Origin of the sequence: Pontibacillus sp. HMF3514, from assembly GCF_009858175.1 — a bacterium.
Lineage (GTDB): Bacteria > Bacillota > Bacilli > Bacillales > BH030062 > Pontibacillus.
The window spans coordinates 1,753,816-1,770,900 of sequence record NZ_CP047393.1; the positions used below are offsets into that span (position 1 = coordinate 1,753,816).

15 protein-coding genes are annotated in these 17,085 nt (G+C 38.6%); all 15 read left to right on the top strand.

Going from position 1 to position 17,085, the window contains the following annotated elements:
• The first annotated feature begins 17 nt into the window (after positions 1–17).
• The 15 genes from GS400_RS09085 to fliF all read left to right on the top strand — a co-directional run bounded on the left by GS400_RS09085 (position 18) and on the right by fliF (position 17,083).
• Positions 18–800 (top strand): ribonuclease HII, encoded by a 783-nt coding sequence (locus GS400_RS09085; protein ID WP_160101043.1) that lies wholly within the window; start codon positions 18–20, stop codon positions 798–800.
• 22 nt (positions 801–822) lie between these two features.
• Entirely contained in the window at positions 823–2,724 is a 1,902-nt protein-coding gene (locus GS400_RS09090; protein WP_160101044.1) for a hypothetical protein, read from the top strand.
• Positions 2,721–2,996, top strand: a complete 276-nt coding sequence (locus tag GS400_RS09095; RefSeq protein WP_160101045.1) for an EscU/YscU/HrcU family type III secretion system export apparatus switch protein — start codon at positions 2,721–2,723, stop codon at positions 2,994–2,996. Before GS400_RS09090 ends, GS400_RS09095 begins: the two co-directional genes overlap by 4 nt.
• Before the next feature lie 534 nt (positions 2,997–3,530).
• On the top strand, positions 3,531–4,691 hold the full coding sequence (sucC, locus tag GS400_RS09100) for an ADP-forming succinate--CoA ligase subunit beta (RefSeq protein ID WP_160101046.1): 1,161 nt from the start codon (positions 3,531–3,533) through the stop codon (positions 4,689–4,691).
• Positions 4,692–4,707: 16 nt separating this feature from the next.
• Positions 4,708–5,610, top strand: coding sequence for a succinate--CoA ligase subunit alpha (sucD, locus tag GS400_RS09105; RefSeq protein WP_160101047.1), 903 nt, complete (start codon positions 4,708–4,710; stop codon positions 5,608–5,610).
• Positions 5,611–5,672: 62 nt separating this feature from the next.
• Positions 5,673–6,590 (top strand): DNA-processing protein DprA, encoded by a 918-nt coding sequence (dprA, locus tag GS400_RS09110; protein ID WP_160101048.1) that lies wholly within the window; start codon positions 5,673–5,675, stop codon positions 6,588–6,590.
• Positions 6,591–6,803: 213 nt separating this feature from the next.
• Positions 6,804–8,879 carry a type I DNA topoisomerase gene (gene topA, locus GS400_RS09115; RefSeq protein WP_160101049.1) on the top strand — a complete coding sequence of 692 codons (2,076 nt, stop codon included), beginning with the start codon at positions 6,804–6,806 and terminating at the stop codon, positions 8,877–8,879.
• Between the two features lie 1,077 nt (positions 8,880–9,956).
• Positions 9,957–10,859 carry a tyrosine recombinase XerC gene (gene xerC, locus GS400_RS09120; RefSeq protein WP_160101050.1) on the top strand — a complete coding sequence of 301 codons (903 nt, stop codon included), beginning with the start codon at positions 9,957–9,959 and terminating at the stop codon, positions 10,857–10,859.
• A 31-nt stretch (positions 10,860–10,890) separates the two neighbouring features.
• Positions 10,891–11,439 (top strand): ATP-dependent protease subunit HslV, encoded by a 549-nt coding sequence (gene hslV, locus GS400_RS09125; RefSeq protein ID WP_027448278.1) that lies wholly within the window; start codon positions 10,891–10,893, stop codon positions 11,437–11,439.
• Positions 11,440–11,455: 16 nt separating this feature from the next.
• On the top strand, positions 11,456–12,850 hold the full coding sequence (hslU, locus tag GS400_RS09130) for an ATP-dependent protease ATPase subunit HslU (protein ID WP_160101051.1): 1,395 nt from the start codon (positions 11,456–11,458) through the stop codon (positions 12,848–12,850).
• Positions 12,851–12,875: 25 nt separating this feature from the next.
• Positions 12,876–13,655 (top strand): GTP-sensing pleiotropic transcriptional regulator CodY, encoded by a 780-nt coding sequence (codY, locus tag GS400_RS09135; protein WP_160101052.1) that lies wholly within the window; start codon positions 12,876–12,878, stop codon positions 13,653–13,655.
• A gap of 494 nt (positions 13,656–14,149) precedes the next feature.
• Positions 14,150–14,548: a flagellar basal body rod protein FlgB gene (flgB, locus tag GS400_RS09140; RefSeq protein WP_160101053.1), complete on the top strand. Its 399-nt coding sequence runs from the start codon at positions 14,150–14,152 to the stop codon at positions 14,546–14,548.
• 3 nt (positions 14,549–14,551) lie between these two features.
• Complete coding sequence (gene flgC, locus GS400_RS09145) at positions 14,552–15,007, top strand: flagellar basal body rod protein FlgC (RefSeq protein ID WP_160101054.1); 456 nt, start codon at positions 14,552–14,554, stop codon at positions 15,005–15,007.
• Positions 15,008–15,029: 22 nt separating this feature from the next.
• Positions 15,030–15,338 carry a flagellar hook-basal body complex protein FliE gene (gene fliE / locus GS400_RS09150; RefSeq protein ID WP_160101056.1) on the top strand — a complete coding sequence of 103 codons (309 nt, stop codon included), beginning with the start codon at positions 15,030–15,032 and terminating at the stop codon, positions 15,336–15,338.
• Between the two features lie 143 nt (positions 15,339–15,481).
• The gene (fliF, locus tag GS400_RS09155) at positions 15,482–17,083 is read left to right on the top strand and encodes a flagellar basal-body MS-ring/collar protein FliF (RefSeq protein ID WP_160101058.1); all 1,602 of its coding nucleotides are present in this window, start codon (positions 15,482–15,484) and stop codon (positions 17,081–17,083) included.
• Positions 17,084–17,085 lie beyond the last annotated feature (2 nt).

Below are 17,085 nucleotides of genomic sequence, written 5' to 3' on the forward strand. Positions count from 1 at the left end.
ACAAATGGGGGAAAACCGTGAGCGATAAAAAAACCATAAAAGAGATCAAACAAATATTATTTCAGGAAACATGTACTGAAGAACAGATGGATACGTTTAAAAACGATCATCGTAAAGGTGTTCAACAACTTATAAACCGATATGAAAAAGAACTTGAACGCAAAGCTAAACTAAAACAGCAATTTCAGGATATGAAAGTGTTTGAAGACACCTATAGGCAGGAAGGTAAACAGTACATAGCAGGTATTGATGAAGCAGGTAGAGGCCCATTAGCCGGTCCTGTAGTCGCTGCTGCAGTCATTCTAGATGATTCTTTTTATTTAGAAGGCTTATACGATTCTAAAGAACTAAAAGAAGAACAAAGAGATAGCTTTTTCGACTATATTCAAGCATATTCTGTGAGCTATGGAATTGGAATTGTTCACAACGATGAAATCGATGAATTGAACATTTATGAGGCAACCAAAATGGCTATGAGAAGAGCAGTCTCTCAACTTAAACCCGCTCCAGATCAATTGCTCATTGATGCTGTTCAATTGCATGAATCATCGGTTCCTTTTGAGGCGATTGTAAAAGGAGATCAGCGGAGTATTTCTATAGCAGCAGCAAGTGTTTTAGCTAAAGTAACCAGAGATCGATATATGAAACAAATTCACGAAGAATATCCAACCTATGATTTCGGTAGCAATATGGGATATGGAACCAAAAAACATATGGACGCCCTTGCGGAACATGGTGCAACTCCTTATCACCGCTGTTCATTTGCTCCCGTAAAAAAGGTGTTACAATCAACCTCATGATCATATAAAGGAGATGAGCATTTTGAATGCAAACTTGGCTTCTCAAGTAATGGAATCCCTACGAACAACTTCTACACACTCTACTAAACATGCCTCTTTGAAGCCAGGTCAAATGGTAACAGGGAAGGTGTTAAAACTATTTCCCGGCCAGAAAGCACTCATTCAGATTGGAAATAGACAAATGAGTGCTCAATTAAAAGCAGCTTTAAACCTTCATGCAAAGTATATGTTTCAGGTAGAATCATCGGAGGACCTTGTTCATTTGAAGGTTCTTGGTGATTCACCTGCAGGTCAAGGTGATAAGAGTGTTTCCTCCCTTTTATCTCAATTAGGGATGGCCTATCAAAAAGACAGGGCTTCACTAGTCCAACAACTCATAAAACAAAATATCCCTTTTTCACAAAACGATCTGAAGCAAGCCTTTCAACTTCTGGAGAAGTATAGTGCATCCCCAGAAACGAAAAATGTGTTACTTGAGATGATGAATAAAAAGCTGCCATTGAAAGAATCCATATTTTTGGCTTTACGTGAACGCATGGGCAATAGTCCAACACTGACATCATCCTTACAGTCTTTACATGGAGTACAGACCTCGAATACTGAAGCAAATCAATCAATATCAAATTCTTTCCTAAGTCAATCGAGCCAATCTTTTACTCAACAGTTAACGAGTTTAATGGGAGGAAGTTCAGAGGGGCAAAGTCAGACCACCTATTCCCTTTTACAAAAAGCTCAATTAATACCTAACAATCAAAATCAATCAAATTGGAGGGAACAAGTTAAAAATTGGTTTAACTCTCCTGATGTAAAAGGGGCATCCACACATTTCCAAAGCGCACCATTATCTCAAACGAATGAAGAAACCATTGCGAAACGTTTGGTTGAGTTATTTCAAAAACAGCTACCAATCTCAAAAGGAAATCAACAGCAACTAAGAACACTTTCGCAGAATCTCTCTCGAATCATTGAAGGAACAAATATATCTAATGAAAAACATTTACAAGCTTTACGACAGGCTTCTATAACGCTACAACAAGATGGAATGTTGAATAAAATATCCTCGCAGCTTGAACAACAAGGGGTAAATAGAGAAGCTGTACGGCAATTTTTGAGTCAAACCCAAAACGCTCAAACCATTGATGAAGTAAAACAAACGATAGGTCGTGCGAGACAGGTTTTTCAGGCTGTACAGGACATAGCGAATAGCCAGCTTACAAAACATGAAACAAGAACCCTTTTGCCATTACTATCCTCTGTTCAACAGGAACACGCAGCAGTTCTTCCAACTGGGAAAGATTATTTTTTAACACAATTGAAAAGCACGATGCAACAAAGTGGGTTGAACTATGAATATCAATTGATTAATCAGCAAGATGGAGTAGAGCTTGCAAAGACTAATAATACGTTAAAAGGGTCTATTTTACAGGGCTTGCAAGACGCACTTCCAGCACAAGTTTCAGATAAATTATCCTCTATGCTCCACCATCTCAATGGCATGGTGTTATCTGTACAAGATTCAGACCAGACACTCCAAATGAACTTACAACTTCCAGGGAACTGGTTTGGTATCGAACAAGACCTTATCATGGACCTTGAAGGACGAAAGAATGAACAAGATGAGGTCGATCCTGATTATTGCCATATTCTATTCTATTTGCAGCTAGAGTCATTGGATGAAACAGTTATAGATATGCGGATTCAAAAAAGAATTGTCCAGCTTTCGCTATACACAAATAATGACCAAGCAGAGAATATTATAAAGTCGTTTAAACCAATGCTAGAAGAGGGGCTAGAAAAACTTGATTATAAACTCTCTACCGTAAGACATAGGTCTCTAGAGACGGAAGCAAAATCAAGCGAAGTGGCAGCGAAACAACGGTATTCCAGCCCTTATTCTCAAGGAGGCGTAGATTTTCGCGTATGAGTAATGAGGAAAAACGAAGAGAAGCAGTTGCCTTAAATTATGATGCAGAAGCGGAACAAGCACCTAAAGTTGTGGCAAAAGGAAAAGGGGACGTTGCAACCAACATTATTGAGAAAGCAAAAGAAAACTCCGTCCCCATACAAGAAGACCCTACCCTGGTAAATTTATTAGGTGAACTAGATATCAATGAAACAATCCCTGAGGAACTTTACCAAGCCGTGGCTGAGGTATTTGCTTTTGTCTATAAAATTGATAAACAAGCGAAGAAGTAGTTTGATATGTGAAGAAAACCTAGTTGTATAGACTAGGTTTTTTAGTTTTTTTTATGTCTCTTAATCCGTTAAAGGCCCCTTATGTGGAAGACTTGGATTCGAGATAAGGTGCGTATGGTTCCGTTGCTTATATGGAGTGCGGCGGGCTGGGAAACGGGCTGCTTTCCCCGGACGAACGATCGAGCCTCCTCACTCACTACGTTCCCTGCGGGGTCTCGCTCGCCCGTTTTTCCGGAGGAGTCAGCCCGTTTCCCAGCCCACCTTAGCCGTATTGCCGTTTCAATGACCCCCACGCCTCACAAAAGCAACGAACCCACCCTCTCACTCAGATGCTTATTCCAGATAACTGCCATATTGCTGAATAGAATCATAATTGTTCTCAAATGCCTACATTTGCGGAATATTTTTCTTGTATTTAGCGGATTATCAAGAAATTTTGACAAACTTTTTGTACTTCTTTTTTGAATTTGTGGACAATTTGTATAGATTTTTTATACAATGGTCATGCAGTGAAAATTGATGGGAGGATGGAAGATGAACATTCACGAGTATCAAGGGAAAGACATTTTAAGAAATTACGGCGTTGCCGTTCCCAATGGCCACGTAGCCTATACCGTAGATGAGGCTGTATCTGCAGCTGAAAAATTAGGTTCAAACGTATCGGTAGTAAAAGCACAAATCCATGCAGGAGGCCGCGGTAAAGCCGGTGGTGTTAAAGTTGCAAAGGATTTAGATGAAGTGCGTACATATGCCGATGAAATTTTAGGTAAAACACTTGTAACTCATCAAACAGGTCCTGAAGGCAAAGAAGTAAAGCGCTTACTAATTGAAGAAGGATGCGACATCCAAAAAGAATATTACGTAGGTATTGTTCTGGATCGTGCTACATCCCGCGTTACTATGATGGCGTCTGAAGAAGGCGGTACTGAAATTGAAGAAGTAGCCGCAGAAACTCCAGAGAAAATTTTCAAAGAAGTAATCGACCCTGTTACTGGTCTTATGCCATTCCAGGCTCGTCGTTTAGCTTTCAACATTAATATTCCAGATGAAATGCTAGGAAAAGCTGTTAAGTTCATGATGAACCTTTACACAGCATTTGTTGAAAAAGATTGCTCAATTGCTGAGATCAACCCACTTGTAACAACAGGTGAAGGGGAAGTTCTAGCTCTTGATGCGAAATTGAACTTTGATGATAACGCTCTATTCCGTCAAAAAGACGTACAAGAACTACGTGACCTTGACGAAGAAGATCCAAAAGAAATCGAAGCTTCTAAATACGACCTAAGCTACATCGCACTAGATGGTAACATTGGTTGTATGGTTAATGGTGCTGGTCTTGCAATGGCAACAATGGATACGATCAAGCACTATGGTGGCGAACCCGCGAACTTCCTTGACGTTGGTGGAGGAGCTACAACTGAAAAAGTTACAGAAGCATTCAAAATCATTTTGTCCGACTCCAGTGTAAAAGGTATTCTCGTCAATATCTTCGGTGGAATCATGAAATGTGACGTTATTGCTGAAGGTGTCGTAGCGGCAACGAAGCAAGTCGGTCTTGAAATCCCTCTTGTTGTACGTCTTGAAGGTACAAACGTAGAGCAAGGGAAGAAGATTCTTGATGAGTCAGGCTTAAACATTACAGCTTCAGAATCCATGGCTGAAGCAGCTGAGAAAATCGTAGAATTAGTAAAATAAGAAAGGACGGACGAAAATGAGTGTATATATTAATAAAGATACAAAAGTAATTGTTCAAGGTATTACAGGCTCTACAGCTCTTTTCCATACAAAACAAATGCTAGAGTACGGTACAAAAATTGTTGGTGGTGTAACACCTAAAAAAGGTGGTACAGAGGTAGAAGGCGTACCTGTATTCAACACAGTTGAAGAAGCTGTACAAGAAACAGGCGCTAACGTATCCGTTGTCTATGTACCAGCTCCATTCGCGGCAGATGCGATTATGGAAGCTACAGATGCTGATATGGATATGGTGATCTGTATCACAGAACACATTCCAGTTGTAGACATGGTTAAAGTTAAACGCTACATGGAAGGTAAGAAAACACGCCTTGTTGGACCAAACTGCCCAGGAGTTATCACGCCTGAAGAATGTAAAATTGGTATCATGCCTGGTTACATTCACAAAAAAGGTCACATTGGCGTTGTATCCCGCAGTGGTACACTTACGTATGAAGCGGTTCATCAGTTATCTGAAGCAGGTATTGGCCAATCAACAGCTGTTGGTATCGGTGGAGACCCTGTAAATGGTACAGATTTCATTGATGCACTTAAAGCTTTTGAAGAAGATCCGGATACGTACGGTGTAATCATGATTGGTGAAATCGGTGGTACAGCGGAAGAAGAAGCTGCTGAATACGTGAAAGCAAACATGTCTAAGCCAGTAGTAGGCTTTATCGGCGGACGTACAGCACCTCCAGGAAAACGTATGGGTCACGCAGGCGCTATCATTTCTGGTGGTAAAGGTACAGCAGAAGAGAAGATTAAAGTTATGAATGAGTGCGGTATCGAGGTGGCAGACACACCAGCAGTTATGGGTGAAACACTTATCAACGTACTGAAAAATAACGGAATCTATGAAAAATGTAAAACACATTAATAGACACAAGCCCCTGATCTTTCAGGGGCTTTTATTCCAAATTTAAAAGGGAGACGATAAGATTGCATGACGCAAAATGTCGATTAATCCATCTACACACCTTAACTTATGGATCTAGAGGTGTTATTCGTTCTATCCTTCAAAAAGATCCTACACTTAAACTCCTCTTTCAACAATCACCTGAGACTCTTCAAAACACATATCATTTATCTCCTCAAAAAGCTTCACAATTATATCACCATCTTCAGTCCACAGAATCCTGGAACAAAACAAGAGCCATCATGGGTCAATATAGCCCCATCACTTTCTATGATCTGGATTACCCACCACAACTCCTTTCCATACCAGATGCACCACCTGTTATCTATATAGCTGGTCATAAAGATCTTCTCAAACGATTACCATCTATAAGTGTTGTAGGAACAAGACATTGTACAACTCAAGCTAAAAGAAAAATGAACCACATCCTTACTCCTCTAATTAAGGAAGAGTGGAATATTGTAAGTGGAATGGCTAAGGGAATAGACACATTTGCACATCAGCTTGCCATTGAAGAAGGGGGAACAACAATAGCTGTTTTAGCGTTTGGGTTCGAACATTGTTATCCTAAACAAAATAGGGAATTAATGAAGAAACTTGCTCGAAACCATCTTCTTATCTCAGAGTATCCCCCTCACATAGCACCTCAAAAGTGGCATTTCCCAGAACGTAATCGAATTATAAGTGGTTTAAGCTATGGCACACTTGTGGTAGAAGCAAAGGAACGTAGCGGTTCACTCATAACAGCAGATCAAGCGTTAGAACAGGGCAGAGAAGTATATGCCATTCCTGATTCCATACTTGATAACCGTTCAAAAGGATGTCACACTTTAATTCAAACGGGAGCAAAATTAGTTCAAAATACCCATGATTTATCAGAAGATTGGGAAGAATTAAGAGCAAACTGGTGTCGATTCATGTCAAATAATCCATCTTCCTAACCGTCAATTCGGGAAAAATAAGAAAATGATGTTTGACAAAGTGAGAAGAAATATTTAATAATAGGGAAGATTTTAAAATAAAATAAACGTTTTCATAAATGATTGGAGATATGAGGTTGTTCAAAAGACTCATAATTACAGCAGATGAATCACTGCACCTCTTTTGAACATGTATTATAAAGCGATTCAAACCTCGTTTTGGGAGGAACATATATGTCAGATTATTTAGTAATAGTGGAGTCACCTGCAAAAGCAAAAACAATAGAACGCTATTTAGGAAAAAAATATAGTGTGAAAGCTTCTATGGGTCACGTAATTGATTTACCCAAAAGTCAAATGGGGGTAAATGTTGAAGAGAATTACGAACCTAAATACATTACCATCCGAGGTAAAGGGCCTGTCCTCAAGGAATTAAAAACAGCTGCTAAGAAAGCGAAGAAAGTCTATCTCGCAGCCGACCCTGACCGTGAAGGTGAGGCAATTGCTTGGCACTTAGCACATGGTTTAAACATTGATGAAACCTCTGAATGCCGTGTTGTTTTTAATGAAATTACGAAGGATGCGATTAAAGAATCATTTAAGCAACCACGTAAAATTGACATGGATCTAGTTGATGCTCAACAAGCAAGACGGGTTCTTGATCGGTTAGTGGGATATAATATTAGTCCTTTATTATGGAAGAAAGTTAAAAAAGGTTTAAGTGCTGGTCGTGTTCAATCTGTAGCAGTTAAATTAATTAACGATCGCGAGAATGAGATTAAAAACTTCCAACCTGAAGAATACTGGTCTATCGACGGTATGTTTGCGAAAGATAAGGAAAAGTTCGAGGGAGCCTTTTATGGAGTGCAAGGGAAAAAGCAAAAGCTTGGCTCCAAAGAAGAGGTTGATAAGATTTTATCTCAAATGAAAGGCAAAGACTTCAGTGTAGATAAAGTGAATAAACGAGAACGTAAACGTAATCCAGCAGCTCCTTTCACAACATCTTCTTTACAACAAGAAGCAGCACGTAAATTGAACTTCAAAGCGAAAAAGACGATGATGCTAGCTCAACAATTATATGAAGGAATTGAATTGAGTAAGAAAGAGGGCACTGTGGGTTTAATTACGTATATGAGAACGGACTCTACACGTGTTTCCGATACAGCTAAAAAAGAAGCTGCGCAATATGTCGAAGAAAAATACGGAAAAAACTTCTTAGGTAATGGTGGTACTAAAGGGAAGAAATCTCAAAATGCACAGGATGCTCACGAAGCGGTTCGCCCTACATCAACCATTCGAGACCCTAAAACAATGAAACAGTATTTATCACGAGACCAATATCGTTTATACAAATTAATTTGGGAGCGTTTTGTTGCAAGTCAAATGGCTCCTGCAGTGATGGATACCATGACGGTTCACTTATTAAATGAAGGAATTGAATTTAGAGCCACAGGTTCAAAAGTTAAATTCAAAGGCTTCATGAAGTTATATGTAGAGGGCCGTGATGATAATAAGAAGGAAGAGGATAAACTGCTTCCGGAATTAGAGGAAGGCATGACGGTGAAGGCTGAATCCATTGAACCGAATCAACACTTCACACAGCCGCCTCCCCGCTATACTGAAGCGCGTTTAGTGCGAACGCTTGAGGAAATGGGGATAGGGCGTCCTTCCACATACGCACCAACGCTTGATACAATCCAACGACGTGGCTATGTAAGTCTTGATAGTAAACGGTTTGTGCCAACTGAGTTAGGTGAGATTGTCATTGATATCTTAAAAGAATACTTCCCTGAGATCATCAATGTTGATTTTACAGTTGAGATGGAAGAAAATCTGGACGCCATTGAAGAAGGTAAAAAACAGTGGGTTCAAGTTATTGATGAATTTTATCAAGGTTTTGAAAAACGCCTCGATAAAGCGGAGAAGGAAATGGAAGAAATCGAAATTAAAGATGAACCTGCTGGTGAGGATTGTGAAGAGTGCGGACATGAAATGGTTTATAAAATGGGACGCTATGGAAAGTTTATGGCATGCTCAAACTTCCCAGATTGTCGCAACACAAAACCAATTTTAAAAGAAATCGGTGTAGATTGTCCGAAGTGTAAAGAAGGAAATATTGTTGAACGTAAGAGCAAGAAAAACCGCACTTTCTATGGTTGCGATCGATATCCTGAATGTGACTTTATCTCTTGGGATAAACCGATCAGCAGGCCATGTCCAAAATGTAGCTCGTTAATGGTGGAGAAAAAATCCAAGAAAAAAGTACAGGTACAATGTACAGAATGCGACTACAAAGAAGAAGCCCAGTAATCCAATAGTTAGAGAGCATTGAATGGTAACACAGTTCAATGCTCTTTTTTTATTGTATAGAAAAACAAAGTTCAGTAAACTTTACTCCGTTAAATGGCAGTAATATTGAATAAGCTGGTGCGGAGTGGTTCCGTTGCTTTTATGGAGTGCGGCGGGCTGGGAAACGGGCTGCTTTCCCCGGACGAACGATCGAGCCTCCTCATCCGCTACGCTTCTTGCGGGGTCTCGCTCGCCCGTTTTTCCGGAGGAGTCAGACCGTTTCCCAGCCCACCTTAGCCGAATGATGATTAACGGAACCACAGCGATATTAAGAAGACGATGCTAAAGGACATTTGTTCAGCTAATGTCTTTTTAATGATCTTTTTGAAGAGCTTACGGACATTCATCCCGTTATTTGCTTCAAATCATCTTTAAAAGTCCATTTTGTCACAAATAAGGTACCATATGTCCGCAAGGGTTAGAACTCATACAACTAGGGTCCGTTAACTTCCACAACCTTAAGGGGTGAGGGAAACGGCAAACTCCCGCGGTAGAAAGGGCAGATGAGACCCCACAGAGAACGGAGTGAACGAGGAGGCTGAAAGTAAATAATGAAGATCGACTAAGACCGCCACATCGTGTGGCAACGTCGACCTACCCCACGTCGTGTGGGGCAGCAGGAGTATTGCCGTTTCACTGAACCCCTACCTCTCATAAAAGCAACGGACTGCTCTCAACTTATCTCGATTTCGAGTCTTCCAGATAAGGGGGCTTTAGTCGAATAAGATATTATTTCTTGAAATATTTACATAGAAACAATTTTATCCCGACTTAATTGACACTCAAAATCGTTCAAGCTATAATCTACGGATGGTAAGGAAATTTGCTTGACGGTAAACGTATAACACCTTCACACATTGGCCATGATGGTCATGTGCACGTTCTGTACACTTACCTAAGCTAAAAGAACTACTTCATGTTCGATTTAAATTTGCACTTATGGGAAACAATTCAGAATTTTGTTGCAATTTTGTAAAATCCATTGCATAAGGGGTTTGTCTTGTGTTAATATTTAAACGCCTTATGTGGGGGGATTGTATGGAAAAGTTTGTTGAAGAACGCAAAGCGTTTACAGAATATTTACAAATTGAAAAGAACGCATCTCCATATACCATCCACTTTTACCAGAGGGATATTGATTCATTCTTTGAGTTTTTGAACAAAGAAGGAATTGTCCAGTTGGGAGAAGTGGATTATGCCGTTATTAGAGTCTTTTTAACGGAGCAATATGATCAAAAGCTTTCTAGGAGAACTGTGTCACGAAAACTATCAAGCCTTAGAACGTTTTATCGGTACCTAGAAAGAGAAGAGATCGTAACAAGTAATCCTTTTATCTCTGTATCCCTACCGAAAATGGATAAACCAATCCCTGATTTTTTATACCAGGAGGAATTGGAGAAATTATTTCATGTCAGTGATACGAGTACCCCTCTTGGAGAACGCAACCAAGCCCTATTAGAGATTTTATATGCTACAGGTATGCGTGTTAGTGAATGTAAAAAATTAACCCTGCAAGATATTGATTTTTCGTTAGGTACAGTATTAATCCATGGTAAGGGTCGTAAAGAACGATATGTACCTTTCGGCCGTTTTGCGCAAGAAGCATTAGAAGCTTACATTAATAATGGTAGAAACTCGTTATTACAAAAATCAAAACAATCCTATGATACAGTTTTTTTAAATGCTAAAGGCGCACCTTTAACACCTAGAGGTATTTCAACAATACTAGAGCAAATGGTTAAGAAAGCAGCATTAACGATTCATGTTACTCCCCATATGTTAAGACACACATTTGCTACACATTTACTTAATGAGGGAGCGGATTTACGCTCTGTACAAGAGCTTTTAGGACATGAACATTTAAGTTCGACTCAAATTTATACTCATGTAACCAAGGATCATTTACGTAATATTTATATGAATAGTCATCCAAGGGCATAATGGTTAAATATTAAGGAATGAGGTGGAACGAATGGAGCACCCTTTTCATGCTACTACGATTTTTGCAGTACAGCACAATGGCCAATGTGCGATGAGTGGCGATGGTCAAGTAACGTTTGGAAATGCTGTTGTCATGAAACACAAGGCAAAGAAAGTTCGTACATTATATAAAGGTCAAGTTTTAGCTGGGTTCGCAGGTTCAGTGGCGGATGCGTTTACACTATTTGAAAAGTTTGAAGGAAAACTTGAAACATATAACGGTAATTTAGCTCGAGCAGCTGTTGAATTGGCAAAAGAATGGAGAAGCGACAAAGTTTTGAGACGCTTGGAAGCTATGCTTATCGTTATGAATAAAGAGCATATGTATCTTGTCTCAGGTACAGGTGAAGTCATTGAGCCAGATGATGGCATATTAGCTATTGGATCAGGTGGCCATTATGCACTAAGTGCAGGAAGAGCGCTAAAACGTCATTCACAAGATAAAACAGCAAGTGAAATTGCGCATGCTGCATTAGAGATTGCTGGAGAAATTTGTGTGTACACAAATAACGAAATTGTTTTAGAGGTGTTGGAGGACTAAAGGAGGGTGTTCATGTATGGCGAATAACTTAACGCCAAGACAGATTGTGGAGCAATTAGACCAATATATTATCGGACAGAGAGAGGCTAAGAAAGCTGTTGCAGTTGCACTGAGGAATCGGTACCGACGTATGAATCTGTCTGATAAATTAAAGGATGAAATTGTTCCCAAAAACATCTTGATGATTGGTCCTACTGGTGTAGGTAAAACTGAAATTGCTAGACGCTTAGCTAAACTAGTGGGAGCTCCATTTGTTAAAGTTGAAGCAACAAAATTCACTGAGGTGGGTTATGTTGGTCGTGATGTTGAATCAATGGTACGAGATTTAGTTGAGACATCGGTTCGTATTGTGAAAGAAGAGAAAATGGAAGGTGTTAAAGAACGAGCTGAGAAACTTGCTAATGAACGTATTGTTGAATTAATGGTTCCAAAGAAGAAAAAGCAAACGAATATGAAGAACCCACTAGAAATGTTCTTTAACCAACAACAATCAGAAGACGATACAACAGAACAACAAGAAGAAGATAATGTTGAACAAAAGCGAAAGCGTGTAGCTCATCAGTTAGCCATGGGTGAATTAGAGGATCACATGGTAACAGTTGAACTAGACGAACAGCAGCCTTCTATGTTTGATATGCTACAAGGTTCGGGAATGGAACAAATGGGGATGAACATGCAAGATGCATTTAGTCAGTTCATGCCTAAAAAGTCTAAGAAACGACGTCTAACAGTGGCTGAAGCACGAAAAGTGTTAACACAGGACGAAGCCCAGAAGTTAATTGATATGGATGAAGTATCACAAGAGGCTGTAACAAAGGCAGAGCAATCTGGTATGATTTTTGTTGATGAAATTGATAAGGTGACAGGCGGAAATGAGCAATCTTCATCAAACGTATCTCGTGAAGGTGTACAAAGAGATATTCTTCCGATTGTAGAAGGATCAACAATTGTGACAAAATATGGACCTGTTAAAACAGATCATATTTTGTTCGTTGCTGCAGGAGCTTTTCACATGGCGAAACCTTCAGACCTTATCCCAGAATTACAAGGCCGTTTCCCAATTCGTGTTGAGCTAGATAAATTAACAGTAGAAGATTTCGTGAATATTCTTACGGAGCCGTCAAACGCATTATTAAAGCAATATAAGGCATTATTAGAAACAGAAGGTATAAATGTAGAATTTTCTGACGAAGCTGTAAACAGACTCGCAGAAGTTGCATTTGAAGTAAATCAAGAGACCGATAATATTGGAGCTCGTAGATTACACACAATCTTAGAAAAACTATTAGAGGATTTATCCTTCGAAGCCCCAGATATTAATATGGAAACGATTGAGATTACAAAAGCATATGTAGACGACAAGTTATCTTCAATTGCAAAAAATAAAGATTTAAGCCAATTTATATTATAGGAATGAAAGGAACAGGAGGATCGTTATGAAATTATTAGATCGCGCACGAAACATTAACTCTATGCTTCAGAAAACAACAGGTAAATCGGTAAACTTTAACGACATGTCCCAAACGCTACGAGACACAATAGGAGCTAACATTTTCATCTTGAGTCGCAGAGGTAAGCTACTTGGCTTTGCGATCAAACAGGAAATTGAGAACGAGCGTATGAAAACTATGCTTTCTGAACGCCAATTCCCTGAAGAATATACAAGAAATCTATTCACCATTCAAGAAACAACACCAAACATTGATATTAATAGTGACTTTACTGCATTCCCAGTAGAGAACCGTGACCTATTTAAAAACGGACTTACAACGATTGTTCCGATTATCGGCGGTGGTGAGCGACTGGGTACATTAGTATTAAGTCGTATTACAGAAAGTTTTAATGATGATGATCTACTTCTTGCTGAATACGGTGCGACGGTAGTTGGAATGGAAATCCTTCACGAGAAGACTGAAGAGATTGAACAAGAAGCTCGAAGTAAAGCAGTTGTTCAAATGGCAATCAGTTCATTATCATACAGTGAACTAGAAGCTATTGAACACATTTTCGAAGAGTTAGAAGGTAAGGAAGGTTTACTTGTGGCGAGTAAAATTGCTGACCGTGTAGGGATTACACGTTCTGTTATTGTAAACGCTCTGCGTAAATTAGAAAGTGCTGGTGTAATTGAATCTCGTTCCTTAGGAATGAAAGGAACATATATCAAAGTATTGAATGATAAGTTCCTTTATGAGCTTCAAAATATGCGCTTAAATTAAAAATTTACGTAAATATAACAAATCCTACAATCGACTCCTTAAAAAGGAAGATTGTAGGATTTTTTTATGTATTCAGAAATGAAAAAATGCCAACTTGATGGATGTAAGTTGGGCGACGTTATTTCAAAATGAAGCTATGATCTTTAAAAGAAAAAAGTGTTTTTCTAATAGAAAAGTAACTAAACTGGAAGTGGCGCTTGGGATTGGATCTATTGGTAATTTTAGCAGTTTCGACATTTATTTTCCTTCTTTACTATGGCATAATAAGAAAGAGATCATTAATTGTCTATTTTTGTAGCGAAATTTGTCGAAATGATACAGTAAACCATATAATCCCACCTAACTAGATCAATAGTCATTAATCTGTAAGAAAAATTTAACACCTCTACATAAATAGGGATTAAATCTCATAGACATCCAGTCTACTTTTTTCTACAATAACCGTATGATATAGGTCTCACTACTTAAAAAATTAGTGAAAAAGGAGGGGGAATATGACACTGTTCGGGAAAACAATCCAAACTTTAGAGCATTCATTAGATTATTCATCCCTAAAAAATCGCACAATTGCCAATAATATCGCAAATGTCGACACACCAGGATATAAATCCAAAGAAGTTGTGTTTAAAGACATTTTAAACCAAAAGCTATCACCATCATTTGAAAGCAAACGTACAAATGATAAGCACATTCCGTTTACATCACAAAATCATTTCCGCTCCTTTAACGTCACAACAAAATCTAACACTTCTTATAATCACAACGGAAACAACGTGGATATTGATAAAGAGATGTCCGATCTAGCTAAAAACCAGATTTATTACCAATCATTAGTCGATCGATTAAATGGGAAATTTAGAAGTCTAGAGACAGTAATCAAAGGAGGGAGATAATTCATGAGTATTTTTTCTTCATTTAACGCTTCAGCAAGTGCATTGACAGCGCAACGATTACGCATGGATGTTATCTCATCCAACATTGCGAATGCACAAACGACTAGAGCGACAGTAAATGAAAATGGGGAATGGCAGCCATATCGCAGAAAGATGGTAAACATTGAACCTAAAGGTCAATCTTTTCAGTCCTATTTATCACATGCAAAAGGTGAAACATCATCTCCAGGTGGAGGCGTTAGAGTAACTGAAATCCAAGAAGATGATGAACCATTCAAAATGGTATTTAATCCAAATCATCCTGATGCAAATGGAGAAGGGTATGTAGCGATGCCAAACGTTGATCCATTAAAAGAGATGGTTGATTTAATGAGTGCTACTCGGTCATATGAAGCAAACGTAACAGCAGTTAACGCAAGTAAAAGCATGCTTATGAAAGCTTTAGAGATTGGTAGATAATAGTTAGAAAGGTGTGATAGGAATGACAGGTGTTTATAATCCAAATTCCATTAACGCTCTTCAGCCAAGTGCAGTAACTCAACCTAAAAAAATAACACCCAAAGAAGCTCATTCTGCTTTTGCAGAAAGCCTAAAGAATGCAATTGATAATGTTAATAAAGCTCAGGTTGAATCGAATAAGAAAACAGAACAACTGGCTAAGGGTGAAATTGATAATTTACATGATGTAATGATTACAGCGAAAAAAGCTAGTATTACACTTCAAACGGCTGTACAAGTACAAGGGAAAGTTGTAGATGCTTATAAAGAAGTTATGCGTATGCAAGTGTAGTTGTAATTCAATAGAAAGATACCCTTTTTAAAATTTCTTAAACTAGATTGCTATATTTAATAAGTTGGTATCATGAATGTAAAGTTACATAAAACCGTTCACAAATTAAATCGTAGAATCAGTTCTGGACCACGGGGGCAATTATGAGAGAAAAGCTACAATTATATAATGAAAAAGTAACTGAGTTTTGGAAAGGCCGAACTCTCGCCCAAAAAAGTATATTAATAGGTGCAATTATAGGATTATTCATCTTAATCATTGGCGTGAGTGCCTTCGCATCAAACCCCAAAATGGAACCACTATATAGCAACTTGTCATTGCAAGAAGTAGGCCAGATCACAACCGAACTTGATAGTAGAGGTATCAAGCATGAATTGAGTGATGGAGGGCGTACAGTGTTAGTCCCTCAAGAGCATGTCGATTCATTAAAAGTTGGCTTGGCTTCTCAAGGATTGCCGAATAGTGGGAACATTGATTATTCCTTTTTTAGTGCAAACACTTCATGGGGGATGACGGATAATGAATTTGATGTCATTAAATTAGATGCAATGCAAACGGAATTATCTAATCTAATTAAAAGTATTGAAGGGATCGAAGACGCTAAGGTTATGATTAACAAACCTGAGGAATCGATCTTTGTTGGAGAGAAAGCTCAAGCAGCTTCTGCATCTGTTGTGATTAATACTCCATATGGCGTTAATCTAAAGGAAAGCCAGATAAGTTCTCTCTATCATTTGGTTTCAAAATCTGTTCCAAATCTTCCTACAGATAATATCGTCATTATGAATCAAAATTTTGAGTATTTTGATCTAAAAAAATCAAATTCTATAGCTAGTAATATGGGCTCATACGAACAACAGCAACAAATTCGCAATAATATTGAAAGAGATATTCAACGCAGAGTTCAACAGATGCTAGGTATGATGGTAGGTCAAGATAAAGTCATTGTCTCCGTAACAGCTGATGTTGACTTCACAAAAGAAAATAGACAAGAGAATTTAGTGAAGCCTTCTGGACCTGAAGGAGATGAAGGACTGCCAGTCAGTGTAGAGAGAATTACTGAAACATACTCTGGAAATCCACCAGTTGGAGGTACACCTGGTACTGGAGAAGAAGATGTACCAAACTATGACACTACTGACGGTGAAAATGACGGGTCTTACGAGATGGAACGTGAAACGATTAATAATGAATATAATCGTATTCAGCGTTCAATTGTAGAAAGTCCATATAAATTAAGAGACTTAGGGATTCAAGTAGCCGTAGATGAAAATAAAAACGGGACAGATGGAGAAGGGAATACACTTAAGCTAACAGCTCAAGAACAACAAACCGTTGAAGAAAGTATCCAATCTATCTTAAGTTCCATTATTCAAACTTCTATTGATAAAGAGTACGGTCCTGTTAATCCGACTGAAAAGATTGCAGTTGAGTTCCAAGAGTTCAACGGAAAACCTCAATTCCCTACATCATCTACACCTGTTATACCAGTGTGGTTATATGCTGTAGGTGGCGTATTACTTGTTATTATCGTTGCACTTATTTGGATGCTTGCTAGAAGAAATAAAAGAGAAAGTGTGCAGGAAGAATATGTTGAACGTCAACAATCTCCTGTATCAGTTCCAGATATTGATGAAGAACAAGAAACAGAAGAATCATTACGAAGAAAGCAATTGGAACGAATGGCAAAAGATAAACCTGAAGATTTTGCTAAGCTTCTAAGAACATGGATCGCTGAAGATTAGGG